Source organism: Bradyrhizobium liaoningense, from assembly GCF_018130785.1.
Taxonomy (GTDB): Bacteria; Pseudomonadota; Alphaproteobacteria; order Rhizobiales; family Xanthobacteraceae; genus Bradyrhizobium; species Bradyrhizobium liaoningense_A.
Genome location: NZ_JAFCJT010000002.1, coordinates 226,181 through 251,740 on the forward strand (window position 1 = coordinate 226,181; position 25,560 = coordinate 251,740).

Sequence of the window (25,560 nt, forward strand, 5' to 3'; positions counted from 1 at the left end):
GAGATAAGAGATGTCCGTTCGCCGATTAGCACCGAAGGAAGTCCAGCCCGCGAGCTTTGCGTTCACGGACGAGAACCTCGCGTTCGCCAAGCAGCAGATCGCGAAATATCCGGCCGGGCGTCAGGCCTCCGCCGTCATCGCCATTCTCTGGCGCGTGCAGGAACAGCACGAAGGCTGGGTCTCGGAAGCCGCGATCCGCGCCGTCGCCGACTTGCTCGACATGCCCTATATCCGCGTGCTGGAAGTTGCGACCTTCTACACGATGTTCCAGCTCGCCCCCGTCGGCAAGAAGGCCCACGTCCAGGTCTGCGGCACCACGCCGTGCCGCCTGCGCGGTGCCGAGGATCTCATCCACGTCTGCGAGCACCGCATCCACCACGAGCCGTTTCATCTGTCCAAGGATGGCAATTTCAGCTGGGAAGAGGTGGAGTGCCTCGGTGCCTGCGTGAATGCGCCGATGGTGCTGATCGGCAAGGACACCTATGAGGATTTGACCAAGGAAACCTTTGGCAAGGTGCTCGACGGCTTCGCCTCGGGCAATCCGCCGAAGCCCGGTCCGCAGAACGGCCGTCAGTTCTCGGCGCCGACGGGTGGGCCGACCACGCTGAAGGAGATCACCTGATGCGTGATCGCCCCGCAATTGGAGGGAACGAGGCCGTGAACAAATGGGGCTTCGTCGCCATGCACGCCGCGGTCGCGGCCGCCTTCATGTTCCTGCTGCAGCGCTTCGTGATGAACGCGACGCAGGAGAGCAGCCTACTCTGGGCGCTGACCTTCGCCGTCTGCGCCGCCGGACTTGCCTACAAGCAGTCCAATCGTTGATCGGAAAGCACTGAAATGCTCGAGGACAAGGACCGCATCTTCAAGAACCTCTACGGCCTCCACGACTGGGGGCTCGAGGGCGCGCGGCGCCGCGGCGCCTGGGATGGTACGAAGAATATCATCGACAAGGGCCGTGACTGGATCATCAACGAGATGAAGGCCTCGGGTCTGCGCGGGCGCGGTGGCGCCGGCTTCCCGACCGGCCTGAAATGGTCGTTCATGCCGAAGGAATCGACCGACGGCCGGCCGAGCTATCTCGTCGTCAACGCCGACGAATCCGAGCCCGGCACCTGCAAGGATCGCGAGATCATGCGGCACGATCCGCATCTCCTGATCGAAGGCTGCCTGATCGCGAGCTGCGCGATGAACGCGCATGCCTGCTACATCTATGTCCGCGGCGAGTTCATCCGCGAGCGCGAGCATCTCCAGGCCGCGATCGACCAGGCCTATGAGGCCAAGCTCGTCGGCAAGGACAATGTCAACGGCTGGCCGTTCGACATCTACGTCGCGCACGGCGCCGGCGCCTATATCTGCGGCGAGGAGACCGCGCTGCTCGAAAGCCTCGAAGGCAAGAAGGGCCAGCCGCGCCTGAAGCCGCCGTTCCCGGCCAATGTCGGCCTGTTCGGCTGCCCGACCACCGTCAACAACGTCGAGTCGATCGCGGTTGCGCCCGACATCCTGCGGCGCGGCGCCGCGTGGTTCGCCGGCATCGGCCGTCCGAACAATGTCGGCACCAAGCTGTTCTGCATCTCCGGCCATGTCGAGCGGCCCTGCAACGTCGAAGAGGCCATGGGCATTCCGTTCCGTGAGCTGATCGAGAAGCATTGCGGCGGCATCCGCGGCGGCTGGGACAACCTCAAGGCCGTGATCCCCGGCGGCTCCTCGGTGCGCATGGTGCCGGCCGAGCAGATCATTGACACGCCGATGGATTTCGACAGCCTGAGCAAGCTGCGCTCGGGCCTCGGCACTGCGGCCGTGATCGTGATGGACAAGTCGACCGACTTGATCCGCTCCATCGCCCGCATCTCCTATTTCTACAAGCATGAGAGCTGCGGCCAGTGCACGCCGTGCCGCGAAGGCACCGGCTGGATGTGGCGCGTGCTCACCCGCATGGCCGACGGCCGCGCCCACAAGCGCGAGATCGACATGCTGCTCGAAGTCACAAAGCAGGTCGAAGGCCATACCATCTGCGCGCTCGGCGACGCAGCCGCCTGGCCGATCCAGGGCCTGATCGCGCATTTCCGTCACGAGATCGAAGCGCGCATCGACCAGTATTCGCACAAGGCCGACATCGACGATATCGGCGTCCGCGATCCCGTGAACATGGTCGCGGCGGAGTAAGAGAAATGACCAAGCTCATCATCGACGGCAAAGAGATCGATGTCCCCGCCGAATACACGCTGCTTCAGGCGTGCGAAGCGGCCGGCGCCGAGATTCCGCGCTTCTGCTATCACGAGCGGCTGTCGATCGCCGGCAATTGCCGGATGTGCCTCGTCGAAGTGAAGGGCGGCCCGAAGCCGGTCGCGAGCTGCGCCTGGGGCGTGCGCGATTGCCGTCCGGGCCCCAAGGGCGAGCCGCCGGAAATCTCCACGCGTTCGCCGATGGTGAAGAAGGCGCGCGAAGGCGTGATGGAGTTCCTTCTCATCAACCATCCGCTGGATTGCCCGATCTGCGACCAGGGCGGCGAGTGCGACCTTCAGGACCAGGCGATGGGTTATGGTGTCGACACCAGCCGCTTCGCCGAGAACAAGCGCGCGGTAGAGGACAAATATCTCGGTGCGCTGGTCAAGACCTCGATGAACCGCTGCATCCAGTGCACGCGCTGCGTCCGCTTCTCGGCGGAAGTCGCCGGCGCGCCCGAGATGGGCGCCACCGGCCGCGGCGAGGACATGGAGATCACGACTTATCTCGAGCACGCGCTGACGTCCGAATTGCAGGGCAATCTCGTCGACATCTGCCCGGTCGGCGCGCTGACCTCGAAGCCCTATGCGTTCGCGGCGCGCCCGTGGGAGCTCGGCAAGACCCAGTCGATCGACGTCATGGACGGCATCGGCTCGGCGATCCGCGTCGACACCCGCGGCCGCGAGGTGATGCGCGTGCTGCCGCGCATCAACGAGGCCGTGAACGAGGAGTGGATCTCCGACAAGACCCGTCACGTCGTCGACGGCCTGCGCACCCAGCGCCTCGACCGGCCTTACATCCGCGAAGCCGGCAAACTGCGGGCGGCGAGCTGGCCGGAAGCCTTCGCCGCGATCGCATCCAAGGCGGCGCGCACCGACGGCAAGCGCATCGGCGCGATCGCGGGCGACCTCGCCGGCGTCGAAGAGATGTTCGCGCTGAAGGATCTGCTCGCCAAATACGGCTCCAGCAATCTCGCGGTGCAAGGCGGCGACGCCTTCGATCCCGCGCTCGGCCGCGGCTCCTACATCTTCAACCCGACGCTGGTCGGCATCGAGCAGGCCGACGCGCTGCTCATCATCGGCGCCAATCCGCGCAAGGAAGCGGCGGTGTTCAACGCCCGCATCCGCAAGCGCTGGCGCGCCGGCGGCTTCAAGGTCGGCGTGATCGGCGCCAAGGCCGATCTCACTTACGACTATGATCATCTCGGCGCGGGCACCGAGACGCTCGGCGAGCTCGCGGCCGGCAAGCACTCCTTCATGGACGTGCTGAAGAACGCCAAGAACCCGATCATCCTGGTCGGCGCGGGCGCGGCCTCGCGTCACGACGGCGCTGCCGTTCTCGCTGCGGCCGCCAAGCTCGCGCTCGACGTCGGCGCGGTGAAGGACGGCTGGAACGGCTTTGCCGTGCTGCACGAGACCGCCTCGCGCGTCGGTGCGCTCGATATCGGCTTCTCCGCCACGGCGGGCGGGCTGAACGCCGCGCAGATGACGACGTTCGGTACGCTCGACCTGCTGTTCCTGCTTGGCGCCGACGAGATCAAGGCGCCGGACGGCACCTTCGTCGTCTATATCGGCACCCATGGCGACCGCGGCGCGCATCGTGCCGATGTCATTCTACCGGCAGCCGCCTACACCGAGAAGTCCGCGATCTACGTCAACACCGAAGGCCGCGTGCAGATGACGGGCCGCGCCGCGTTTCCGCCGGGCGAAGCCCGCGAGGACTGGGCGATCGTCCGTGCGTTGTCGGAAGCGCTCGGCAAGAAACTCGGCTACGACTCGCTCCCGGCGCTCCGCCAGGCGATCTTCAAGGCCGTGCCGCATCTGATCCGTCTCGACCAGATCGAGGCCGGTTCGGCCGACCAGATCAAGAAGCTGGCCGGGAAGGGCGGTTCGCCCGAGAAGGCGCCGTTCAAGGCGGCGATCGAGGACTTCTATTTGACCAACCCAATCGCGCGTGCGTCCGCCGTGATGGCGGAATGTTCGCGGCTTGCCTCCGGGCAGATGCTGACCGCAGCGGAGTGAGCCGATGGAATTCTTCGAAAGCGCATTCTGGACCGGTTTCCTCTGGCCGCTGATCATCATGGTCGCGGAGAGCGTTCTGGTGCTCGTCGTCCTCCTGGTTGCGATCGCCTACATCCTGCTCGCCGACCGCAAGATCTGGGCAGCGGTGCAGATCCGCCGCGGCCCGAACGTGGTCGGCCCCTGGGGCCTGCTGCAATCCTTCGCCGACCTGCTGAAGTTCGTGCTGAAGGAGCCGATCATCCCGTCCGGCGCCAACAAGGGCGTGTTTCTCCTTGCTCCCTTGGTCTCATGCGTGCTCGCGCTCGCCGCCTGGGCGGTGATCCCGACCAATCTCGGCTGGGTGATCTCCGACATCAATGTCGGCATCCTCTTCATCTTCGCGATCTCGTCGCTGTCGATCTACGGCATCATCATGGCCGGCTGGTCGTCGAACTCGAAATACCCGTTCCTGGCCGCGCTGCGTTCGGCGGCGCAGATGGTGTCGTATGAAGTCTCGATCGGCTTCGTCATCATCACGGTGCTGCTCTGCGCCGGCACGCTGAACCTCTCGGCCGTGGTCGAGGCCCAGCATGCGCGCGGCCTTGCCAGCCTGATCGGGCTGCCGCAGCTCACCATCCTGAACTGGTACGTCTGGCCGCTGTTCCCGATGTTCGTGATCTTCTACGTCTCGGCGCTGGCGGAAACCAACCGTCCGCCGTTCGATCTCGTGGAAGCTGAATCCGAGCTGGTCGCCGGCTTCATGGTCGAATACGGCTCGACGCCGTATCTGCTGTTCATGCTCGGCGAATACGTCGCGATCGTCACGATGTGCGCGATGGCGACGATCCTGTTCCTCGGAGGCTGGCTGCCGCCGGTGGACCTGCCGCCCTTCAACTGGGTGCCGGGGATCATCTGGTTCTCGCTCAAAGTCTTCTTCATGTTCTTCCTGTTCGCGATGGCAAAGGCGATCGTGCCGCGCTACCGCTACGACCAATTGATGCGCCTCGGCTGGAAGGTGTTCCTGCCGCTGTCGCTGGCGATGGTGGTCGTGGTGGCCGGCGTGCTGCATTTCGCCGGCATCGCGCCGAAGTGAGGGCCGTCATGGGTATCAACATCAACGCCACCGCACGCTCGCTCCTGCTGTCGGAATTCGTCTCGGCGTTCTTCCTCGCCATGCGCTATTTCTTCCAGCCGAAGCCGACGCTGAACTATCCCTTCGAGAAGGGCCCGATCTCGCCGCGTTTCCGCGGCGAGCATGCGCTGCGCCGCTATCCGAACGGCGAAGAGCGCTGCATCGCCTGCAAGCTGTGCGAAGCCGTCTGCCCGGCGCAGGCCATCACCATCGAGGCCGGCCCGCGCCGCAATGACGGCACCCGCCGCACCGTGCGCTACGACATCGACATGGTGAAGTGCATCTATTGCGGCCTCTGCCAGGAGGCCTGTCCGGTCGACGCCATCGTCGAAGGTCCGAACTTCGAGTTCGCGACCGAGACCCGCGAGGAACTGTTCTATGACAAGGCCAAGCTGCTCGCCAATGGCGACCGCTGGGAACGCGAGATCGCGAAAGCGATCGAGCTCGACGCGCCGTACCGGTGAGATGAGAGCATGATCCTTCCCGCGCTGTTCTTCTATCTCTTCGCCGGCATCTGCGTCGCCTCGGCGGTGATGGTGATTGTCTCGCGCAATCCCGTGCACTCCGTGCTGTACCTGATCCTGGCCTTCGTCAACGCCTCCGGCCTGTTCGTGCTGATGGGCGCCGAATTCCTCGCGATGATCCTGATCGTCGTCTATGTCGGCGCCGTCGCGGTACTGTTCCTGTTCGTGATCATGATGCTCGACGTCGACTTCCTCGAGCTGCGCGAGGGCTTCATCGAGTACCTGCCGGTCGGCCTGGTGATCGGCGGCATCTTCCTGTTCGAGCTGCTGCTCACCGTCGGCTTCTGGGTCATCAACCCCGGCGTCTCCAAGACGATCACGGCGGCGATCCCGACCAATGTCAGCAACACCGAGGCGCTCGGCCTCGTGCTCTATACGAAGTACATCCACTACTTCCAGCTCTCGGGCATGGTGCTGCTGGTCGCCATGATCGGCGCCATCGTGCTGACGCTGCGCCACAAGGCGAGCGTGAAGCGGCAGGACATCAACGTTCAGAACGCACGCACGCCCGACATGGCGATGGCGATGCGCAAGGTGGCACCGGGGCAGGGGCTCCAGGATGCCGACGCGGCGGAGTGGGTGAAATGACGATCGGGCTCGGACATTATCTGGCGGTCGGCGCGATCCTGTTCACGCTCGGGATCCTCGGCATCTTCCTGAACCGCAAGAACATCATCGTCATCCTGATGTCGATCGAGCTGATCCTGCTCTCGGTCAACATCAACCTCGTTGCGTTCTCGACCTTCCTCGGCGACATCGTCGGCCAGGTCTTCGCGTTGCTGGTGCTGACTGTTGCGGCTGCGGAAGCCGCGATCGGTCTCGCCATCCTGGTGGTCTATTTCCGCAACCGCGGCTCGATCGCGGTTGAGGACGTCAATCTGATGAAGGGCTGAGCTCGGTCATGGTTCAGGCAATTGTCTTTCTGCCTCTGCTGGGCGCCATTCTGGCCGGGCTTATCGCGCTGTTCGGCGCGCATGCCCGCAACCCCTCGGGCGACGAGGTCGAGCATCACGGTGACCATGGTCACGGCGACGCGCATGCGTCGGCGGCCCATGACGACCATGGCCACGACGATCACGGCCATGACGACCACGGCCACGGCCCGGTCGAGCCGGCGGCGGCGGGCTCGCGCGGAGCGGAGCTGATCACCACGGCGCTGCTGTTCGTCTCGGCCGCGCTGTCCTGGATGACGCTGGTCGATGTCGGCTTCATGCACCACGACATGCGCATTCCGCTGTTGCCCTGGATCCTCTCGGGCGACCTCCAGGTCTACTGGACGCTGCGGGTCGATACGCTCACCGCCGTGATGCTGGTGGTGGTGACCACCGTGTCCTCGCTCGTGCACCTCTATTCCATCGGCTACATGGACGAGGATCCGTACCGGCCGCGCTTCTTCGGCTATCTCTCGCTGTTCACCTTCGCCATGCTGATGCTGGTGACGGCGGACAACCTCGTGCAGCTGTTCTTCGGCTGGGAAGGCGTGGGTCTGGCGAGCTATCTCCTGATCGGCTTCTGGTACCAGAAGCCGTCGGCGAACGCGGCGGCGATCAAGGCCTTCGTGGTCAACCGCGTCGGCGATTTCGGCTTTGCGCTCGGCATCTTCGCGATCTTCGCGCTGGTCGGCTCGACCGATTTCGAGACCATCTTCCACCAGGCGCCGAGCCTGACCGGCAAGACCGTCGACTTCCTCGGCTGGCATGCCGATGCGCTGACCCTGACCTGCCTGCTGCTGTTCATGGGTGCGATGGGCAAGTCGGCGCAGTTCCTGTTGCACACCTGGCTGCCGGACGCGATGGAAGGTCCGACCCCGGTCTCCGCGCTGATCCACGCTGCGACCATGGTCACCGCCGGCGTCTTTATGGTGGCGCGCCTGTCGCCGCTGTTCGAGCTCGCCCCGAACGCGCAGGCTGTCGTGATGTTCTTCGGCGCCACGACCGCGTTCTTCGCGGCGACCATCGGCCTCGTCCAGAACGACATCAAGCGCATCGTCGCCTACTCGACCTGTTCGCAGCTCGGCTACATGTTCGTGGCCATGGGAGCAGGGGCCTATTCGGTCGGCATGTTCCACCTGTTCACACACGCCTTCTTCAAGGCGCTGCTCTTCTTGGGCTCCGGCTCGGTGATCTACGCGATGCACCACGAGCAGGACATCCGCAACATGGGTGGCCTCTGGAAGAAGATTCCCTACACCTACGCGGTGATGGTGGTCGGCACGCTGGCGCTGACCGGCTTCCCGCTCACCGCCGGCTACTTCTCCAAGGACGCGATCATCGAATCCGCTTACGCCTCGCACAATCCGTTCGCGATGTACGGCTTCCTGATGACGGTCGTCGCCGCCGGCCTGACCTCGTTCTACTCCTGGCGCCTGATCTTCAAGACCTTCCACGGCGAGCCCCATGACGAGCATCACTACGAGGCCGCGCATGAGGCTCCGATGTGGATACTGATCCCGATCGGCGTTCTCGCGGTCGGCTCGATCGTCGCGGGCTTCCCGTTCAAGGAGCTGTTCGCCGGTCACGGCGTCGAGGAGTTCTTCCGCGAGTCCGTGAAGATGAACCCGCACATCATCGAGGAGATGCACCACATCCCCGAGACCATCGCCTTCCTGCCGACGGTGATGATGGTGCTGGGCTTCCTGGTGTCGTACCTGTTCTATATCCGCCGGCCATATCTGCCGGTCGAGCTCGCGAACACCCAGCCGATGCTGTACCAGTTCCTGCTCAACAAATGGTACTTCGACGAGCTCTACGACGTCATCTTCGTCCGTCCGGCGAAGTGGATCGGCTATCAGCTCTGGAAGAAGGGCGATGGCTTCATCATCGACGGCTTCGGCCCCGACGGCATCTCGGCCCGCGTGCTGGACGTCACCCGCAACGTGGTGAAGATCCAGACCGGCTACCTCTATCACTACGCGTTCGCCATGCTGATCGGCGCCGCCGGCCTGATCACCTGGTTCATGTTCGGCTTTGGAGGCCAGTAAATGACAACCTGGCCCATCCTATCGGTCACGACGTTCCTGCCGCTGGTTGGCGCGCTGATCGTCTATCTCAGCCGCGGCGATGACGAGGCGTCCCGCCGCAATGCGCGCTGGATCGCGTTGTGGACCACGCTGATCACCTTCGCGGTGTCGGTGATCCTGGTGATGCGCTTCGATCCCTCGAGCGCCGACTTCCAGTTCGTCGAGAAGGCGAACTGGCTCGCCACCGGCATCACCTACCACATGGGCGTCGACGGCATTTCGCTGCCGCTGGTGATCCTGACCACCGCCATCATGCCGTTCTGCATCATCGCGAGCTGGAAGGCGATCACCAACCGCGTCCGCGAATACATGATGGCGTTCCTGATCCTGGAAACGCTGATGGTCGGCACCTTCTCGGCGCTCGATCTCGTGCTGTTCTACCTGTTCTTCGAGGGCGGCCTGATCCCGATGTTCCTGATCATCGGTGTCTGGGGCGGTCCGCGCCGGGTCTACGCGTCGTTCAAGTTCTTCCTCTACACGCTGCTCGGCTCGGTGCTGATGCTGCTCGCGATCATGGCGCTGTACTGGAACGGCGGCACCACCGACATCCCGACCCTGATGCACACCGCCGTGCCGCGGTCGTTGCAGACCTGGGCGTGGCTCGCCTTCTTCGCCTCGTTCGCGGTGAAGATGCCGATGTGGCCGGTGCACACTTGGCTCCCCGACGCGCACGTCGAGGCGCCAACCGCGGGCTCGGTGGTGCTGGCCGCGATCCTCCTGAAGATGGGCGGCTACGGCTTCCTGCGCTTCTCGCTGCCGATGTTCCCGCTCGCCTCGCACGACTTCGCGCCGCTGGTATTCACGCTGTCGGCCATCGCCATCATCTACACCTCGCTGGTCGCCCTGATGCAGGAGGACATGAAGAAGCTGATTGCGTACTCGTCAGTGGCGCATATGGGCTTCGTCACCATGGGCATCTTCGCCGGCACCATGCAGGGCGTCGCCGGCGGCGTGTTCCAGATGATCTCGCACGGCATCGTCTCCGGTGCGCTGTTCCTCTGCGTCGGCATCGTCTACGACCGCATGCACACCCGCGAGATCGCGGCCTATGGCGGCCTCGTCAACCGGATGCCGCTCTACGCGCTGACCTTCATGGTCTTCACCATGGCCAATGTCGGTCTGCCCGGTACCTCCGGCTTCGTCGGCGAGTTCATGACGCTGCTCGGCACCTTCAAGGTCTCGATCCCGACCGCATTCTTCGCCACCTTCGGCGTGATCCTGTCGGCGGCCTATGCGCTGTGGCTCTACCGCAAGGTCGTGTTCGGGGCGCTGGTCAAGCCGTCGCTGATGAGCATGAAGGATCTCACCTTCCGCGAGTGCGTGACGCTGTTCCCGCTGATCGCGCTGACGATCCTGTTCGGCGTCTATCCGAAGCCGGTGCTCGATATGTCGGCCGTCTCGGTCCAGCAACTCGTCAACAATTACAACACCGCTGTGACGGCCGTGAAGGCCGCCGCACTGCTCCAGTGATCGGGCAGGTCAGGATATCGCCATGAGCTTTGAGACTGCAGGTTATCAACTGGCGCCGGTGCTGCCCGAGATCGTGCTCGCGGTCGGCGCCATGGCACTCTTGATGCTGGGGGCCTATCGCGGGGAGGGGACCACCAAGGCCGTCACGACGCTTTCGGTCCTGCTCCTGGTCGTGGTCGGCGTGCTCGTCTACGCCCAGCCTGCGGGCAAGCACGTGACCTTCGGCGGCAGCTTCATCGTCGACGATTTCGCGCGTTTCATGAAGATCCTGGCCCTGATCGGCTCGGCGGTGACGCTGGTGCTGTCGACCGAGTTCCTGTCCGATCCGTCGCGCCGGATCTTCGAATACGCGATCCTGGTGCTGCTCTCGACGCTCGGCATGATGGTGCTGATCTCGGCCGGCGATTTGATCTCGCTCTATCTCGGCCTCGAACTGATGTCGCTCGCGCTTTACGTCGTGGCGGCCTCCAACCGCGACAATGCCAAGTCGACGGAAGCCGGCCTGAAATACTTCGTGCTCGGCGCGCTGTCCTCGGGCATGCTGCTGTATGGCTCCTCGCTGGTCTACGGCTTCACCGGCACGGTCAGCTTCACCGGAATCGCGTCGGCCGCGACGGTCTCGAACGTCGGCCTGGTGTTCGGCCTGGTCTTCCTGCTCGCCGGCCTCTGCTTCAAGGTCTCGGCCGTGCCGTTCCACATGTGGACGCCTGACGTCTACGAGGGCGCCCCGACCCCGGTGACCGCCTTCTTCGCCTCGGCGCCGAAAGTGGCCGCGCTCGCCGTCTTCACCCGCGTCACCCTGACCGCATTCCCCGGCATCGTCTCGCAGTGGCAGCAGATCCTGGTGTTCGTGGCGATCGCCTCGATGGCACTCGGCTCTTTCGCCGCGATCGGCCAGACCAACATCAAGCGCCTGATGGCGTACTCCTCGATCGGCCACATGGGCTTCGCCCTGGTCGGCCTTGCCTCCGGCACGGTCGAAGGCGCGCAGGGCGTGCTGATGTACATCGTGATCTATGTCGCGATGACGCTCGGCTCGTTCTCGATCATCCTCGCGATGAAGCGCAACGGCCAGGCCGTGGAGCAGATCAGCGATTTCGCCGGCCTGTCGCGGACCAATCCGCTGCTCGCCTTCATGTTCGCGATGCTGCTGTTCTCGTTGGCCGGCATTCCGCCGCTCGCCGGCTTCTTCGCCAAATGGTACGTGTTCGTCGCCGCCATCAAGGCGAACCTGTTCACACTCGCCGTCATCGGCGTGCTGACCAGCGTGGTGGGTGCCTACTATTACCTCACCATCGTCAAGACGATGTATTTCGACGAGCCGGCCGGCCAGGTCGATCCGGTGCGCGTCGAGGTGAAGACGGTGCTGGCGGTTGCGGGCGTGTTCAACATCCTGTTCGCGCTGTTCGCGGGCCCGGTGGTGACCGTCGCCTCCGCCGCGGCAAAGTCGCTGTTCTAGGATGGGGTTCGCGCTCGGTCCTCGCGCACTCCAGGCGGGCTACAAGCTCGCAGCTTTCGAACGGACCGGCTCGACCAACACGGACGCGATCGAACACGCTCGGGCCGGCGAAGCCGGCCCGATGTGGTTCGTCACGTCGGACCAGACCGCCGGCCGCGGCCGCCGCCAGCGCGCCTGGATCGCGCCGAAAGGCAATCTCGCCGCCAGCGTCCTCGAAGTCCTGGACATCGCGCCCGCGGTTGCCGCCACCATCGGTTTTGCGGCGGGGCTGGCGGAAGAGGCTGCGCTGGAGAAGGTCAGCCTCGAGGCCGCGCTGCGCCTCGGCCCGGACCGGCCCCGCTACGCCCTCAAATGGCCGAACGACGTCCTCGCGGGCGGCAAGAAGCTGGTCGGCATCGGCCTCGAAGCCGAGGCCGTCGGCGATCGTCTTGCCGTGGTCGTCGGCATCGGCACCAACGTCGTGGCGGCGCCCGAGGGCACGCCGACGCCCGCGGTGTCGCTGGCCGCACTCGGCGTCCAGATCAGCGCGGAAGAGCTGTTCTCGGCGCTATCAGATGCCTGGGTGGAATTCCGAGGGATCTGGGACAATGGCCGCGGCTTTGCCGAGATCCGCAAGCTGTGGCTGGAGCGCGCCGCCGGCCTCGGCGAACGGGTCGCGATCAACACGGGAACGATGACGCTGGAAGGCATTTTCGACACCATCGACGACACCGGCTGCCTGATCGTCCGCACCGTTGACGGCCGACGCCTCCCGGTGGCGGCCGGCGAGGTGTTCTTTGGCTCGGCCGCCTCCGTGGGAGCTGCGTGATGGCGAAGCCTGACGAACTGGTATTTGCGCCGCTCGGCGGCGTCGGCGAGATCGGCATGAACCTGTCGATTTACGGCCTCGGCAACCGCCAGCAGCGCGCCTGGCTCGCGGTCGATCTCGGCGTTTCCTTCGGCGACGAGGAGCATCTGCCGGGCATCGACCTGATCATGCCCGACATCAGCTTCCTGGAGAAGGAACGCAAGAACCTGATGGGCCTGGTGCTCACCCACGCCCATGAGGACCATTTCGGCGCCATCATCGACCTCTGGCCGAAGCTGAAATGCCCGATCTATGCCACGCAGTTCAGCGCGGCGCTGTTCGATGCCAAATGCGCCGCCGAGCGCAACGCACCGAAGATCCCGGTGACGGTGGTGCCGTCAGGCGGGCGCGTCGATATCGGCCCGTTCAACGTCGAGTTCATTCCCGTCGCGCATTCGATTCCCGAGGCGCACGCGCTGGCGATCCACACCGAGGCCGGCACGGTGCTGCACACCGGCGACTGGAAGATCGATCCGACCCCGACGCTCGGGAGCCCGACCGACGAGAAGCGGCTGCGCGAGCTGGGCGAGGAGGGCGTGCTCGCCCTGATCGGCGATTCCACCAACGCCGTGCGTGACGGCCGCTCGCCCTCGGAAGCCGAGGTCGCCCGAACCATTATCGACCTGGTCAAGGCCGCCAAGGGCCGCGTCGCGGTGACGACCTTCGCCTCCAACGTCGCCCGCATCAAGGCCGTCGCCGCCGCAGCGAGAGCCGCCGACCGCGAGGTCGTCGTGGTCGGTCGTGCCATGGAGCGCGTGGTGCAGATCGCACGCGAGACCGGTTATCTCGACGGTGTGCAGAATTTCCGCTCGCCCGAGGTTTACGGCCACCTTCCGCAGGACAAGGTGCTGGCGCTGTGCACCGGCAGCCAAGGCGAGCCGCGCGCAGCACTGGCGCGCATCGCCAATGACGACCATCCCGAGATCACGCTCAACCGCGGCGACAGCGTGATCTTCTCCTCGCGCACCATTCCCGGCAACGAGAAGGCGGTCGGCTCGATCATCAACAATCTGGTGCTCCAGGGCGTCGAGGTCCTCACCGACCGCGACCATCTGGTTCACGTCTCCGGCCATCCCCGCCGCGACGAATTGCGCGACATGATCGCCTGGGTGAAGCCGCAGCTCCTGATCCCCGTCCATGGCGAGGCGCTGCACCTGAACGAGCATGCCAAGCTCGCGCGCGCTGCCGGCGTGCCGCGCGTCCTGGTCGTGCGCAATGGCGACCTGATCAAGCTCGGCCCGGGAGATCCGGGCATCATCGGCGAGGTGCCCTCCGGCCGGCTCTACAAGGATGGCACGATCCTGGAGGACTCCAAATCCCGCGCCGTGGTCGAGCGCCGCCGCATGGCGTTCTCCGGCTGCGCTTTCGTCGCGGTCGCGATGACCGAGCAGGGCGAGCTCGCCGACGATCCCGAGGTCGATCTCGTCGGCATCCCCGAGAAGAACCGGGCCGGCGAGCCCTTCGACGACATCGTGTTCGACGCCGTGGTCTCCACCATCGAAGGTCTGCCGAAGGCACGTCGCCGCGATGCGGATGCCCTGGCCGAGTCGGTGCGACGCGCTGTCCGGGCGGTCATCAACGAACATTGGGGCAAAAAGCCCCCCTGTCTGGTACATGTCCTGACAGTGTAATTGTTTGAGCATGATCTTTTCGGAAAACCGCTTCACACTTTTCCGGATCATGCTCTGAGGGAGAAGAAACATGCTGGGCCGGCTCAACCACGTGGCGATCGCCACAAAGGACGCCATCAAGGCTGCAAAGATCTACGGCGCCGCGTTCGGGGCCCAGATCTCGGAAGCCGTCGCGCTGCCCGAGCATGGCGTCACCACCGTGTTCGCGACGCTGCCCAATACCAAGATCGAGTTCATCGAGCCGCTCGGTGAGGCCTCGCCGATCGCGAAGTTCCTCGAGCGCAATGCCGATGGCGGCATCCACCATGTCTGCTACGAAGTCGTCGACATCATCGCCTCGCGCGACACGCTGGTGAAGGAGGGGGCGCGGGTGCTCGGCGACGGCGTGCCGAAGATCGGCGCCCACGGCAAACCGGTGCTGTTCCTGCACCCCAAGGATTTTTCCGGTGCGCTGGTCGAGATCGAGCAGGCGTAAGGCCCGGCCATGGCGATCCAGATATCAACCGCGCTTGCGATCTACTTCGTCATCTGGTGGATCGCGCTGTTTCTGACGCTGCCGTTCGGCGTGCGCAGCCAGCACGAGGACGGCGTGGGCGCGCCCGGCACCGACCCCGGCGCGCCGATCCTGACGCGGATGGGACGCAAGCTGATCTGGACCACGATCATCTCGGCGATCATCTACGGGATCGGCATAGCGGCCTATCATGCCGGCTATCTTTCGATCGAGCGCTTGTCCAAATTGATGGGAATGCCGTTCTAGGATTTCTTGCCATAGTTTTTCGGTTGGGTCGTTGTTCGGGGGAAACAAATGACTTTTCAGCGGATCGTCATCGCGCTTCTGGTGCTGATCGTCGCCGGCCTCGGTGCCATCGGCTATTTCGAGTGGAAGATGGCCCTGCAGGTCCGAACGCTGAAGGCGTTCGTCGAGGGCTACGTCTTCAACGAGGCGGTGATGGCCTGCGAGCGGACGCAGAGCTCGACGCCGTTCAGATGGAACGGGGGCAAGAGCACCTCGGTGATCGGCCTGAACTCGGTCAAGCTGGACAAATACACCGTCAGTGCCAGCTACACGCTGGTGGCGGATCTCGTCTATTGTGATTACGATCCCATCAAAAGAAAGGCCGAGATCGGCTCGAGCTTCCTGGAGCGGGAGTAACGATCCGGCCATGCCAAGCATGGGATGGGATCGTCATGACCGGGGACCGGGCAGGGGACTATCGGATTCTGCATGAGGCGGCCTTGCGGGACTATCTCGCAAGCGTGGCCGACCTGAAGGCGCTTCTGGGCGGCGGGCCAGCTGCCTGGGGGGTCACCGAGGTCGGCGACGGCAATCTCAACCTTGTCTTCATCGTCAAGGGCGCGCGCGGCGGCGTCGCCGTAAAGCAGGCGCTGCCCTATGTCCGCCTCGTCGGCGAGAGCTGGCCGCTGCCGCTGTCGCGGGCCCACTACGAGTATCTTGCCCTGGCGAGGCAGGCCCAGCTCGCGCCCGGCCTCGTGCCGGCCCTGCTGCACCACAACGAGACCCTGGCGCTGACGGTGATGGAGCTGCTCGAGCCCCACATCATCATGCGCAAGGGGATGGTCGCTGCGACGCAATATCCGCATTTCGTGGACGACATCACCACCTTCATGGCGCGGACGCTGTTCTTCACCTCCGACCTCGCGCTCTCGGCCGCCGAGAAGAAGGAAGCCATCGCGGCCTTTGCCGGCAACCATGCGCTGTGCAAGATCACCGAGGATCTGATCTTCACCGATCCCTACCGCATCGCCGAGCAGAACCGCTGGACCGCGCCGTATCTCGACGGCCTGGCCGCGTCCTTGCGCGACGACATGGAGCTGCACGTCGCCATCTCCCGGCTGAAGCTGAAGTTCATGGCTGGCCCCGAGGCGCTGCTGCATGGCGATCTCCACACCGGCTCGATCATGGTCACCGACAGCCAGACGCGTGTGATCGACCCGGAATTCGCGTTCTACGGCCCGATGGGGTTCGATGTCGGCGCTGTGCTGGCCAATCTGCTGATGGCCTATTTCGCCTCGGCCGGCCACGAGCGCACGCCGGGCGAGCGGCAGGCGTTCGAGGGCTGGGTGCTGGAGGCGGTTGAAAAGGTCTGGAGCGAGTTCGCCCGAAAATTCGTCGACCTCTGGCGCGCCGGCGCGGCGGGTGATGCCTATCCCGCCTCACTCTTCGCCGGCGACAAGGGCGCCGCGCGCCTCGAGACCGAGCGGCAGGCCTACACGCAGCGTCTCTTCACCGACACGATCGGCTTCGCGGCTGCAAAAACCATCCGCCGCATCTTCGGCCTCGCCCACAACATCGATTTCGAGCTGATCGAAGATCCGCGCAAACGCGCCATCAGCGAGGCCCGCGCGGTGCGGCTTGCGCGCGCGATGATGGTGGAGGCGGCGGCGTTTCGGACGATCTCTGACGTCACGGGCGCTGCGCGAAAACTGCGGGATTGGCCGCCGGAATTGACAAGCTGAGGACGCCGCGAAAGCGCTCGCCGTGACGGGGTGAGGGATCGTCCCGGTCGCGGGCAGGGTCCGGCGTGACGGGGATCGCCAGCACGGCCGTGGCGGCGACCAGTCCGCCGGCGATCAAAACACCTAGCGTTCGGCGGTTCATTCTTTACGCGATCCTTGCGGCTCAGATAACGATCCAGAGCTTGGTCGCGTTGATCACGAAGAATGTTCACTGTTCCTGGTCGCTCGATGACGCACCGCGTCAATCGGCGGCCTGTGTCGCTGGGGATGCGACCTGTCCCCCCGAGGTCCTCGTCGAAGGGCCGCCTTCCGGAACCGGCATCGCCACCATCAAAAACGAAGCTTGCTTTCGACAGGCGACGAATGATCAAATCTCTTGTCGGAACGCGCCTGCATTGTCGGAGGGACCATGATGTTCAGGGTAGTGGCGATCGTTGCTGGTTTGGGGCTGGCGCTCGCCGCCGCGGCGGAGGCTCAGACCCCGCGCAAGGGCGGAACCATCCGCATGACGGCGCCTTATGGTTCAAGTTTCACAAGTTTGGACATTCACACGACCCAGCGCGCCCAGGACGAGATCTACGCCAAGGCCCTGCATCGCTCGCTCTACATCTGGAATTCCGCGGAGGGCAAGCCGGTCCTGGAGCTTGCCAAGGAGGACGTCGTCTCCGGCGGAGGCCTCGTTCACACCTTCAAGCTGCGCGACGACGCTTATTTCCATAACGGCCGCAAGATGACCGCCGACGACGTGATCTGGTCCTACAACCGCATCATGGACGGTACCAAGGCCTATCCCGGCGCGCGCTTTGTCCGCGTGATCGAGGGCGCGGCCGCGGTCGAGAAGGGCCAGGCCAAGGAGATCTCCGGCCTCAAGAAGATCGACGACTTCACCCTCGAGATGAAGCTGACCGAGAAGGTCGATCCGGGCTTCTATTTCTTCACCGCGCTGACCTCGATCTATCCCGCCGACGAGGCCGCCAAGGAGAGCTTCATCCAGAAGCCGATCGGTCTCGGGCCGTTCAAGTTCGTCGAGCACGTGCCGGGATCGCGCATCGTGCTGGAGCGGTGGGACCGGTTCTACAAGCCCGGCAAGCCCTACGCCGACAAGGTCATCGTGTCGATCATGGGCGAGGCCGCGGCGCGCGATGTCGCCTTCCGCAACAAGGAAATCGACACCTCGGTGCTGGGGCCTGCGCAGTATGTCGCCTATCAGTCCGACGCCGGCCTCAAGGGCACCATCGTCGAGGTCGCCGAGGTCTTCACGCGCTATATGGGCATGAATCCCTCGTTCAAGCCGTTTGCCGACAAGCGCGTCCGGCAGGCGATCAACTACGCGATCGATACCGACCTCATCATCAACAAGCTGGTCAAGGGCAAGGCCTATCGCGCCACCAGCTGGCTGCCGCTGACCTCGCCCGCCTACGACAAGGCGATGAAGCCCTACGCCTACGATCCCGCCAAGGCCAAGCAGCTGCTCGCTGACGCCGGCTATCCCCAGGGCTTCGAGTTTGAATGGACCACCAGCCAGAATGAAAGCTGGGGCTTGCCGATCGTCTCGGCCGTCATCCCGATGCTGGACAAGGTCGGCATCAAGGCGAAGGTCAAGCAGGTCGAGACTGCCGTGCTGGCGGAGGTGGTTCGCAGCGGCGACTACCAGGCCTTCATCTATTCCCAGGCGACGGGGCCGGACCCCCAGGCCGCCCTCAAATGCTTCCACTCGTCGACGCCGCAGCCGGCCTGCAATTACATGAACTACAAGAACCCGGACTTCGACAAGCTGATCGACGCGGCAGGGCAGGCCGACGATGCCGCCAAGCGCACCGAGCTGCTGCAGAAGGCCAATGCGTTGCTCTACGAAGAAGCGCCCGTCTGGTTCTTCAACTACAACAAGGCGGTCATGGCCGTGCAGCCGTGGCTCAAGGGCGTTCAGCTGAACGCGACGGAGCTGACCCATCAGAACGTCGAAGACCTCTGGGTCGACGAGGCCTCGCCCGCGAAGTGACACGCGCTCTCGCGCTCCCTCCATCGCAACGAGTGGTGGAGGGAGAGAGGAAAAGTGCCGATGCTCTCGTTCCTGTTCCGTCGCCTCCTGCAGACCATTCCGACCGTGCTCGCCGTCGTGCTGCTGGTCTTCGTGCTGTTCAGCGTCGTTCCCGGCAGCATCGTATCCTCCATGAGCGATGACAGCGATCCCCAGGTCGAGCTGCGCATGAAGAAGCAGCTCGGCCTCGACGATCCCGTCTATGTGCGCTTCGGTGCCTACATCGCCAAGCTCACGACCGGCGATTTCGGGACCTCGTTCCGGACCCGCGAGCCTGTCACCACCATGATCGCCAAACGGGCTTGGCCAACGCTGCAGCTCATTTTCGCGGCCATGGCATTCGCCATCGTGATCGGTGTTCCCCTGGGCTTCATCGCAGCGCTGCGACCCGGCGGCATCGTCGATACGCTTGCCATGGTCGTGGCGGTGTCGGGCCTTTCCATCGCCAAATTCTGGCTCGGACTGGTGCTGATGTATCTGTTTGCATTGAAGCTCGGCTGGCTGCCGAGTTTCGGTTATGGCGATGGAGGACTGAAATATCTGCTCCTGCCGGCCGTGACGCTCGGCGTCTCGCCGATGGCGTTATTTGCCCGGACGACGCGTGCCGCGGTCCTGGAAATCATGACGGCTGATTTCGTTCGCACCGCACGCTCCAAGGGCATGAGCGAGACCAGGGTCGTGAAGTGGCATGTGATGCGCAATGCGCTCGTCATCATTCTCACCACCGTCGGCCTGCAGTTCGGCGGGCTGATGGGGCAGGCGGTCGTCGTCGAAAAATTGTTCTCGTGGCCGGGCATCGGATCGCTGCTGGTCGACAGCGTCCTGCAGCGCGACATTCCGGCGGTCCAGGGCTCCATTCTCGTGGTGGTGCTGGCCTTTCTCGCGATCAATCTGCTGATCGACGTGCTCTACGGCGTGATCGATCCCAGGATCAGATACGCATGAAGCTCCGCGCCAATCTCATCATCGGCGGCGCGCTGTTCGCGCTTGCGATCCTGGTCGGCCTGCTCGCCCCCTGGCTGGCGCACACCGATCCCGTCCTCGACGCCAACCTCATGAACGCGGAGGAGCCTCCGAGCTGGACCTGGTGGTTCGGCACCGACGACCAGGGCCGCGATATCTATTCCCGCGTCGTCTACGGCGCCCGCGTCTCGCTGACCGTCGGCATCGTCTCGCAGCTGATCAACAGCGTCATCGGCGTCGCGCTCGGCTTGAGCGCGGGCTATTGGGGCGGCTGGTGGGACGATTTCGTCAACGGGCTGACCAATCTGATGCTCGCGATCCCCTCGCTGATCTTTGCGCTCGCCATCATGGCGGTGCTTGGGCCCGGCCTGACGAGCCTTTTGATCGCACTCGGTCTGACCAACTGGTCCTTTACGTGCCGGATCGCACGGGCCTCGGCGCTGTCGCTCAGGAGCCAGGGCTATGTGCAGGCGGCGACGGTGCTCGGCTACGGCGATCTGCGCATCATGGTCACGCAGCTGCTGCCGAACATGCTCGGACCTATCGTCGTCATCGGTACGCTCGGCATGGGCAGCGCGGTCCTGTCCGAAGCCGCCTTGTCGTTCCTCGGCCTCGGCGTCCGTCCGCCGTTTCCGAGTTGGGGCAGCATGCTGTCGGATGCCCGCGACCAGATCACGACGGCGCCGTGGCTCTCGGTGTTTCCGGGCCTTGCGATCTTCCTGACAGTGCTCGGCCTCAATCTGCTTGGCGATGGCCTGCGCGACATTCTCGATCCCCAATCGCGGAGCCGGCGGGCATGACCGGCGCGCCGCTGATCGAGGTCGAGGATCTGCGCATCGATCTCGACGACGGATCGCGGCGCGTCGCGGCGGCCGAGGGCATTTCATTCCGCATCGATCGCGGCGAGACGTTCGGCCTTGTCGGCGAATCCGGCTGCGGCAAGAGCATCACGGCGCTCGCTTTGATCGGCCTGTTGCGACAGCCCTTGTCGATCGGCGGTGGCCTCATCCGATTTGACGGGCGGGAGATCCAGCACCTTTCCGCCGCCAAGCAGCGGGACCTGCGCGGCAATCGCATCGCCATGATTTTCCAGGAGCCGATGACGGCGCTGAACCCCGTCTCGCCCGTGGGCCGGCAGATCGCCGAGATGTTCGTGCTGCACAAGGGCAAGAGTTGGCGGGAAGCCAACCAGTTGGCGGTTGAGGCGCTGGCCAGTGTCCGCGTCCCCGCGCCCGAGCGGCGCGTGAGGGATTATCCGCACCAGCTTTCCGGCGGCATGCGCCAACGCGTGATGATCGCCATCGCGCTCGCCTGCGGTCCGGATCTCCTGATCGCCGACGAGCCGACGACCGCGCTCGACGTGACCGTGCAGGCCGAAATCATCGAGCTGATGCGGAATCTGTGCGCCGAGAGGGGAACGGCGATTTTGATGATCAGCCACGATCTCGGGCTGGTTGCCAATGTCTGCCGCCGCGTCGCCGTCATGTATGCCGGCCGCATCGTCGAGGAGCGCGGCTCGGCCGATATCTTCCGGGCGCCCTCGCACCCCTATACGCAGGGCCTGGTTGCCTCGCTGCCGCGGCTGGGCAGTCGCGCTGCGCTTGGGCGGACCAGGCTCAAGGAGATCGCGGGCGTCGTCCCGGCCATCACGAGTTTCCCCGATGGCTGCCGGTTCAATCCGCGCTGCGCGCAGGCGACGGATATTTGCCGGACCACGGCGCCGCAGACGGATTTGCTGGGGGCAGGCGGTCTGGTCAGGTGTCATCACCATGCATGAACCGCAGAGCAGGCCGGACGACGATCTCATCCTCAGCGTCGAGGACCTCGCGGTTCATTTCCCGATGGGCGGCGGCCTGCTCGGCCGCGGCCGGCGGGTGCTCCGTGCGGTCGACGGTGTCGATCTCACCCTGAAGCGCGGCGAATGCCTCGGCCTCGTCGGCGAGTCCGGCTCGGGCAAGTCGACGGTCGCATTGTCGATCCTGGGTCTTCTGACGCCGACGCGCGGCCGCATCGTGCTGGACGGGCAGGTGGTGACGAACAGGCAATCCGGCAATCGCAAGGCGTTGGCCCGCACCGTGCAGATCGTCTTTCAGGATCCCTACGCCTCGCTCAATCCGCGCCAGACCGTGCGTCGTACGCTCGAAGATCCATTGCGGGTGCATGGCGTGACCGCCAAAAGCGAGATCGAGGACCGCGTTGCGACCATGCTGCGGCATGTCGGCCTGCGGCCTGAACAGGCCGACCGCTACCCGCACGAATTCTCCGGCGGCCAGCGCCAGCGCATCGGCATTGCGCGCGCACTGATCCTCAATCCAAAAATCGTCATCTGCGACGAGCCCGTGTCGGCGCTGGACGTCTCGATCCGCGCCCAGATCATCAATCTGCTGCTGGAATTGAAGGAAACACTCGGCCTCTCCTACATCATGATCAGCCACGACCTCGGCGTCGTCGAACATATGAGCGACAGGGTTGCCGTCATGTATCTCGGCCGCATCGTCGAGAACGGCGGCTGGCGCGAGATTTTCGAGCGGCCGGCGCACCCGTACACGCAAGCCCTGATCGCCGCCATTCCCGATCCGCTGCACCATGCACCGTTGGCTACGACAGGGGGCGATCTGCCCAACCCGCTCAATCCGCCGGAGGGATGTGCATTCAGCCCGCGCTGTCGTTACGCGGAGGAGATGTGTCGCCGCGAGCCCGGTCCGTCGCTTGAAACGCGTCCCGACGGCCACGCAGTGAGGTGTTGGCGAGCTGATGAGATTGCCGGTCGGAGGGCGTTGGCCTTGACCGGAGGGCATCCCTAGGATCGAGGGCGACCGTTGTGGGTCAAAAGCGTCGTTCTAGTGCCCCGCTAGTCACTTCCGGTCTGCCCCGATAGGCGAACGATTTTGGAGCCCGCCCATGGACAATCGTGTGGGCTTGATCCTTGGGGCGGCCCAATCGCATATCGCCCTATTTTCATCTGTGCTACCTGATTGAATAGCAAAATGTAGCAGGAAAGGCAGATCATGACTGACGATCAGGTCAATCTCGTCGTTCAGCACCTTTGCGAGCAACTGCACCTGGCGCTCCGATTGAAGGGCAGCGAAGCACATCCACCAAACGCCAAGGAGATTGGATTCGATCCGGCCTCTGTGAGAACCGTATTGCTGACCGGCTTGCGTTCGGCGGGTGTCACGACCCACCACGAGGCGGTCGGGAAGAGCGAAGAGCCGCCGTGGTCCTAAACACAAAGCGCGGGAAAGAAGCCTCGCGCCAATGTCTGGGCAGTCGCGAGCTGTTCTATCTCGAGCGTTCGGCCGCCGCAGTTAGCACAGGATAGCGGGCATAGAGCGTGTCGACGCGGTCCCGCCACATCGCCACGAACGCACCCGAGGTGAGACTATCGACCGACTTCCATTCGCGTTTGACCGCAGGCAGCGTGTTGCCCCAGATAGCGCGCTTGCACCATCGCTCGCCCTTCGCCGAGCCCTCCTTGGTTGCGCACATCGACTTCCAGGCAATTCGCTGCGGACGGCTGATGTGTTGGGCGGCTCCTTCCCAGCCCTGCTGGTGGATCAGGTAAAGGTCGGAAAAGGTCGGCTTCTTCTGCGTCAATATTTCGAATAGCGCAGCCTCGCTGAGAAACTTGTAGGCGGCACCCATAGCGTTGTCGCGAGGATTGAGGATGTCGCCCGATCCGTATTTGTTGAACTCAAACTTGCTCAGCTGGAACAGGCCGATATAGGAGCCGGTGCGTTGCTTGGGATTGAAATCGGATTCGATTTTGGCGACCGCTTTCATGAAATTGACATCGACACCGAACGCTTCGGCTGCACGTTCGATCTCCTGGACGGGCGTTCCGAGCGGAACGCGGCTCAACGCCGACAAGGCGATCTTCGCGGGTTTCTCCGGCGGCGGAATTTCCGAGTAGACGTAGTATTTGAGATACGACGGTTTGCCTTCGCCTGGATTGGGCGAAGCAACGGGCGGACGGTCCTGCTGAAGCGTTGCCGAGTTCTCGGGCAACTCCGCCTCAAGGCTGGCGACCTGCAACATTGGCCCTTGCGAAGTGGTTACATCGGACGGCGGCACCGAGTCCGGCGCCGCGGCACTGAATCCCGCCGCAACGATCGCATTAGCCGATAATCCTGTATCGAATTTCTTCTCGATGGTCGGGGCCGGAAACGCGGCGCCGGCATTTGTCAGGACCTTCGTCACATTCAGCGGGATGCCGCTGAATGCATCAGCCACTCTTGCATTCGGCGTTGCGATGCTTGCGCGCGGTACCGCGATCTGACCAATCGCGGCAAGCGAAGCCGCTGTCAGCGCGCCGGCAATACAGCTTGCTTGCCAAATCTTCAATGTCGCCAGCCGCGCGGCCGCGGTCCCCCCATTCATGTCCCCGACTTGGCACGCAGATTAAGGAGGCGAGGGGATGACAATGGGGCGCACCTGTGGCGCAGGTGCGGCCAGTCTCGGCCGCGTCGCCAAGATTGCCTCAATTGGAAGTTGCGGTCGTGATGCGCCTCCTGCCGAGGAACAGGACAGGCGCCATATCGCCCAACTATCGCTAAACAAGGCATCTTCGTGCGTCAGCGCATCGAGACCGGCGCCCGTCGCCGACGGCGACGCCGCGCTGACACACCTGCTGTCCGCGCTGCGTACCATTCGGCACGCAGCGAGCCCGCCAATTGAAGCTGCTACCCTACTCGTTTTTAAGATTCGGATTGTCGACCGCGCGAACTCGTGACTCCGACGAGCGGGAGCAATCAAATCGAGAGAAAGAAAAAAACCGGACGACGCCGGGGCTTGATCAATCGCGCTTGGTCAGTGTCGCGTATCAGTGCTTGGCGATGAGCGGGCCGCCGAAGCGGCTCGAGACCGCATCTAACCCTGACCAGGCGCCGGGGTGCAGCACATGTTCATTTGATCCGGGCCATCCTGCCGGGCGGTGGGAGAAAGGGGCGGTTCCCGAAGGTAGTCGATAACTACCAAGGACTTGGTCGCAAGGAACCAGATCGTCCCCTTCCACGTTGACAAGGCGACCCGATCAGAACCGACAGTTCAAGCAACACAGGGGGCCAGCGATGGACCAGGTGGTGAGCGATGACGCGCGTGAAAGCGGACCGTTGGAGCAGGCCATTTCTGCCGCGCGAGGTGGGATCATATTCGTTGATGTCGACGGCCAGGTGGTGGGAATGGACAGCACCGCCCGGCGGAGTCTCGACGGCGAGGTGAAGCAGCTCGACTTGCCGCTTCGCAACGAAGACGCGCGTGCGATTGACTGCTTCATGTCCGCCGAAACGGTGAATATCAAAGGTGTGCCAACTCCAGTTTGCGTCGTGCAGGAACGCGAACCTGCCGAACGCGAGGCCGCGATTGAAGCGGTGCTGGCGGACACGACGTCTTTTGCTCGCAGCATCATCGATCGGATCAAGACGCTGAGCTTCGCGGCGTCCGATACGAAGGCTCAGGATCTTGATGTTCTCACTGTGCGCGAGAAGGAGACTCTCGGACTGATCTGCCAGGGCAGGAGCGATATCGAGATGAGCGCTCAGCTGAATTTGTCGCAAAACACCGTGCGCAACCACATCTCCTCGCTTTATCGGAAGATCGGCGTCCATCGGCGCAGCGCCGCAATTCTGTGGGCGAGGAAGCGTGGCATTACTGTTGAGAGCCTGCGCAGCACGCGGCGAGGACACCGATAAGCGGCGCCGCCGCGATGAGGGACCTACCAGTCGTCTAGTAGTTCTAGCTCTCTTGCGCCAAGGCATTGCTTGTTGTTCCCTGC

At 64.1% G+C, this 25,560-nt stretch carries 25 protein-coding genes; 24 read left to right on the plus strand and 1 reads right to left on the minus strand.

What is annotated here, in order from left to right:
• Positions 1-10 precede the first annotated feature (10 nt).
• From nuoE to JQ627_RS06830, 23 genes are all read left to right on the plus strand, one after another.
• On the plus strand, positions 11-622 hold the full coding sequence (gene nuoE, locus JQ627_RS06720) for an NADH-quinone oxidoreductase subunit NuoE (RefSeq protein WP_212483368.1): 612 nt from the start codon (positions 11-13) through the stop codon (positions 620-622).
• The gene (locus JQ627_RS06725; RefSeq protein WP_212483369.1) at positions 622-822 is read left to right on the plus strand and encodes a hypothetical protein; all 201 of its coding nucleotides are present in this window, start codon (positions 622-624) and stop codon (positions 820-822) included. Before nuoE ends, JQ627_RS06725 begins: the two co-directional genes overlap by 1 nt.
• A 15-nt stretch (positions 823-837) precedes the next feature.
• Complete coding sequence (nuoF, locus tag JQ627_RS06730) at positions 838-2,163, plus strand: NADH-quinone oxidoreductase subunit NuoF (protein ID WP_014494861.1); 1,326 nt, start codon at positions 838-840, stop codon at positions 2,161-2,163.
• A gap of 5 nt (positions 2,164-2,168) precedes the next feature.
• Positions 2,169-4,244, plus strand: coding sequence for an NADH-quinone oxidoreductase subunit NuoG (nuoG, locus tag JQ627_RS06735; RefSeq protein WP_212483370.1), 2,076 nt, complete (start codon positions 2,169-2,171; stop codon positions 4,242-4,244).
• 4 nt (positions 4,245-4,248) lie between these two features.
• A complete protein-coding gene (gene nuoH, locus JQ627_RS06740; RefSeq protein WP_014494863.1) occupies positions 4,249-5,316 on the plus strand; it encodes an NADH-quinone oxidoreductase subunit NuoH in 1,068 nt (355 codons plus the stop codon).
• A gap of 14 nt (positions 5,317-5,330) precedes the next feature.
• Positions 5,331-5,819, plus strand: coding sequence for an NADH-quinone oxidoreductase subunit NuoI (nuoI, locus tag JQ627_RS06745; protein WP_026232873.1), 489 nt, complete (start codon positions 5,331-5,333; stop codon positions 5,817-5,819).
• A gap of 9 nt (positions 5,820-5,828) precedes the next feature.
• Complete coding sequence (locus JQ627_RS06750) at positions 5,829-6,467, plus strand: NADH-quinone oxidoreductase subunit J (RefSeq protein WP_212483371.1); 639 nt, start codon at positions 5,829-5,831, stop codon at positions 6,465-6,467.
• Positions 6,464-6,772, plus strand: coding sequence for an NADH-quinone oxidoreductase subunit NuoK (gene nuoK, locus JQ627_RS06755; RefSeq protein ID WP_008547737.1), 309 nt, complete (start codon positions 6,464-6,466; stop codon positions 6,770-6,772). Before JQ627_RS06750 ends, nuoK begins: the two co-directional genes overlap by 4 nt.
• Positions 6,773-6,780: 8 nt before the next feature.
• Complete coding sequence (nuoL, locus tag JQ627_RS06760; RefSeq protein WP_212483372.1) at positions 6,781-8,859, plus strand: NADH-quinone oxidoreductase subunit L; 2,079 nt, start codon at positions 6,781-6,783, stop codon at positions 8,857-8,859.
• Positions 8,860-10,368 (plus strand): NADH-quinone oxidoreductase subunit M, encoded by a 1,509-nt coding sequence (locus JQ627_RS06765; protein ID WP_212483373.1) that lies wholly within the window; start codon positions 8,860-8,862, stop codon positions 10,366-10,368.
• Between the two features lie 22 nt (positions 10,369-10,390).
• Entirely contained in the window at positions 10,391-11,827 is a 1,437-nt protein-coding gene (gene nuoN, locus JQ627_RS06770; protein ID WP_212483374.1) for an NADH-quinone oxidoreductase subunit NuoN, read from the plus strand.
• 1 nt (position 11,828) lies between these two features.
• On the plus strand, positions 11,829-12,635 hold the full coding sequence (locus tag JQ627_RS06775) for a biotin--[acetyl-CoA-carboxylase] ligase (protein ID WP_212483375.1): 807 nt from the start codon (positions 11,829-11,831) through the stop codon (positions 12,633-12,635).
• Complete coding sequence (locus JQ627_RS06780; protein WP_212483376.1) at positions 12,635-14,305, plus strand: ribonuclease J; 1,671 nt, start codon at positions 12,635-12,637, stop codon at positions 14,303-14,305. The genes JQ627_RS06775 and JQ627_RS06780 overlap by 1 nt, the downstream gene beginning before the upstream one ends.
• A 70-nt stretch (positions 14,306-14,375) precedes the next feature.
• On the plus strand, positions 14,376-14,780 hold the full coding sequence (mce, locus tag JQ627_RS06785; protein WP_212483377.1) for a methylmalonyl-CoA epimerase: 405 nt from the start codon (positions 14,376-14,378) through the stop codon (positions 14,778-14,780).
• Positions 14,781-14,789: 9 nt separating this feature from the next.
• On the plus strand, positions 14,790-15,065 hold the full coding sequence (locus tag JQ627_RS06790; RefSeq protein WP_212483378.1) for a DUF1467 family protein: 276 nt from the start codon (positions 14,790-14,792) through the stop codon (positions 15,063-15,065).
• Between the two features lie 48 nt (positions 15,066-15,113).
• Positions 15,114-15,461, plus strand: coding sequence for a hypothetical protein (locus JQ627_RS06795; protein ID WP_212483379.1), 348 nt, complete (start codon positions 15,114-15,116; stop codon positions 15,459-15,461).
• A gap of 35 nt (positions 15,462-15,496) precedes the next feature.
• Positions 15,497-16,786: an S-methyl-5-thioribose kinase gene (mtnK, locus tag JQ627_RS06800; protein WP_212483380.1), complete on the plus strand. Its 1,290-nt coding sequence runs from the start codon at positions 15,497-15,499 to the stop codon at positions 16,784-16,786.
• A gap of 409 nt (positions 16,787-17,195) precedes the next feature.
• Positions 17,196-18,785: an ABC transporter substrate-binding protein gene (locus JQ627_RS06805; RefSeq protein WP_212483381.1), complete on the plus strand. Its 1,590-nt coding sequence runs from the start codon at positions 17,196-17,198 to the stop codon at positions 18,783-18,785.
• Positions 18,786-18,845: 60 nt separating this feature from the next.
• A complete protein-coding gene (locus JQ627_RS06810; protein ID WP_212484066.1) occupies positions 18,846-19,769 on the plus strand; it encodes an ABC transporter permease in 924 nt (307 codons plus the stop codon).
• Positions 19,766-20,587, plus strand: coding sequence for an ABC transporter permease (locus JQ627_RS06815; protein ID WP_212483382.1), 822 nt, complete (start codon positions 19,766-19,768; stop codon positions 20,585-20,587). Before JQ627_RS06810 ends, JQ627_RS06815 begins: the two co-directional genes overlap by 4 nt.
• Positions 20,584-21,564, plus strand: a complete 981-nt coding sequence (locus JQ627_RS06820) for an ABC transporter ATP-binding protein (RefSeq protein ID WP_212483383.1) — start codon at positions 20,584-20,586, stop codon at positions 21,562-21,564. The genes JQ627_RS06815 and JQ627_RS06820 overlap by 4 nt, the downstream gene beginning before the upstream one ends.
• A complete protein-coding gene (locus tag JQ627_RS06825) occupies positions 21,557-22,591 on the plus strand; it encodes an ABC transporter ATP-binding protein (protein WP_212483384.1) in 1,035 nt (344 codons plus the stop codon). The genes JQ627_RS06820 and JQ627_RS06825 overlap by 8 nt, the downstream gene beginning before the upstream one ends.
• Before the next feature lie 204 nt (positions 22,592-22,795).
• Positions 22,796-23,014 (plus strand): hypothetical protein, encoded by a 219-nt coding sequence (locus tag JQ627_RS06830; RefSeq protein WP_212483385.1) that lies wholly within the window; start codon positions 22,796-22,798, stop codon positions 23,012-23,014.
• A gap of 55 nt (positions 23,015-23,069) precedes the next feature.
• Here JQ627_RS06830 and JQ627_RS06835 read toward each other — a convergent pair whose 3' ends face one another.
• Positions 23,070-24,020 carry a transglycosylase SLT domain-containing protein gene (locus tag JQ627_RS06835; protein WP_312015737.1) on the minus strand — a complete coding sequence of 317 codons (951 nt, stop codon included), beginning with the start codon at positions 24,018-24,020 and terminating at the stop codon, positions 23,070-23,072.
• Between the two features lie 836 nt (positions 24,021-24,856).
• Between JQ627_RS06835 and JQ627_RS06840 the strand changes: the two genes are divergently transcribed.
• A complete protein-coding gene (locus tag JQ627_RS06840; RefSeq protein WP_212483386.1) occupies positions 24,857-25,477 on the plus strand; it encodes a response regulator transcription factor in 621 nt (206 codons plus the stop codon).
• Positions 25,478-25,560 lie beyond the last annotated feature (83 nt).

Bases quoted from the DNA above. Each gene is read 5' to 3' on its own strand.
- nuoE (WP_212483368.1), top strand. From the start codon at position 11: ATGTCCGTTCGCCGATTAGCACCGAAGGAAGTCCAGCCCGCGAGCTTT.
- JQ627_RS06725 (WP_212483369.1), top strand. From the start codon at position 622: ATGCGTGATCGCCCCGCAATTGGAGGGAACGAGGCCGTGAACAAATGG.
- nuoF (WP_014494861.1), top strand. From the start codon at position 838: ATGCTCGAGGACAAGGACCGCATCTTCAAGAACCTCTACGGCCTCCAC.
- nuoG (WP_212483370.1), top strand. From the start codon at position 2,169: ATGACCAAGCTCATCATCGACGGCAAAGAGATCGATGTCCCCGCCGAA.
- nuoH (WP_014494863.1), top strand. From the start codon at position 4,249: ATGGAATTCTTCGAAAGCGCATTCTGGACCGGTTTCCTCTGGCCGCTG.
- JQ627_RS06750 (WP_212483371.1), top strand. From the start codon at position 5,829: ATGATCCTTCCCGCGCTGTTCTTCTATCTCTTCGCCGGCATCTGCGTC.
- nuoK (WP_008547737.1), top strand. From the start codon at position 6,464: ATGACGATCGGGCTCGGACATTATCTGGCGGTCGGCGCGATCCTGTTC.
- nuoL (WP_212483372.1), top strand. From the start codon at position 6,781: ATGGTTCAGGCAATTGTCTTTCTGCCTCTGCTGGGCGCCATTCTGGCC.
- JQ627_RS06765 (WP_212483373.1), top strand. From the start codon at position 8,860: ATGACAACCTGGCCCATCCTATCGGTCACGACGTTCCTGCCGCTGGTT.
- nuoN (WP_212483374.1), top strand. From the start codon at position 10,391: ATGAGCTTTGAGACTGCAGGTTATCAACTGGCGCCGGTGCTGCCCGAG.
- JQ627_RS06775 (WP_212483375.1), top strand. From the start codon at position 11,829: ATGGGGTTCGCGCTCGGTCCTCGCGCACTCCAGGCGGGCTACAAGCTC.
- JQ627_RS06780 (WP_212483376.1), top strand. From the start codon at position 12,635: ATGGCGAAGCCTGACGAACTGGTATTTGCGCCGCTCGGCGGCGTCGGC.
- mce (WP_212483377.1), top strand. From the start codon at position 14,376: ATGCTGGGCCGGCTCAACCACGTGGCGATCGCCACAAAGGACGCCATC.
- JQ627_RS06790 (WP_212483378.1), top strand. From the start codon at position 14,790: ATGGCGATCCAGATATCAACCGCGCTTGCGATCTACTTCGTCATCTGG.
- JQ627_RS06795 (WP_212483379.1), top strand. From the start codon at position 15,114: ATGACTTTTCAGCGGATCGTCATCGCGCTTCTGGTGCTGATCGTCGCC.
- mtnK (WP_212483380.1), top strand. From the start codon at position 15,497: ATGACCGGGGACCGGGCAGGGGACTATCGGATTCTGCATGAGGCGGCC.
- JQ627_RS06805 (WP_212483381.1), top strand. From the start codon at position 17,196: ATGATGTTCAGGGTAGTGGCGATCGTTGCTGGTTTGGGGCTGGCGCTC.
- JQ627_RS06810 (WP_212484066.1), top strand. From the start codon at position 18,846: ATGCTCTCGTTCCTGTTCCGTCGCCTCCTGCAGACCATTCCGACCGTG.
- JQ627_RS06815 (WP_212483382.1), top strand. From the start codon at position 19,766: ATGAAGCTCCGCGCCAATCTCATCATCGGCGGCGCGCTGTTCGCGCTT.
- JQ627_RS06820 (WP_212483383.1), top strand. From the start codon at position 20,584: ATGACCGGCGCGCCGCTGATCGAGGTCGAGGATCTGCGCATCGATCTC.
- JQ627_RS06825 (WP_212483384.1), top strand. From the start codon at position 21,557: ATGCATGAACCGCAGAGCAGGCCGGACGACGATCTCATCCTCAGCGTC.
- JQ627_RS06830 (WP_212483385.1), top strand. From the start codon at position 22,796: ATGACTGACGATCAGGTCAATCTCGTCGTTCAGCACCTTTGCGAGCAA.
- JQ627_RS06840 (WP_212483386.1), top strand. From the start codon at position 24,857: ATGGACCAGGTGGTGAGCGATGACGCGCGTGAAAGCGGACCGTTGGAG.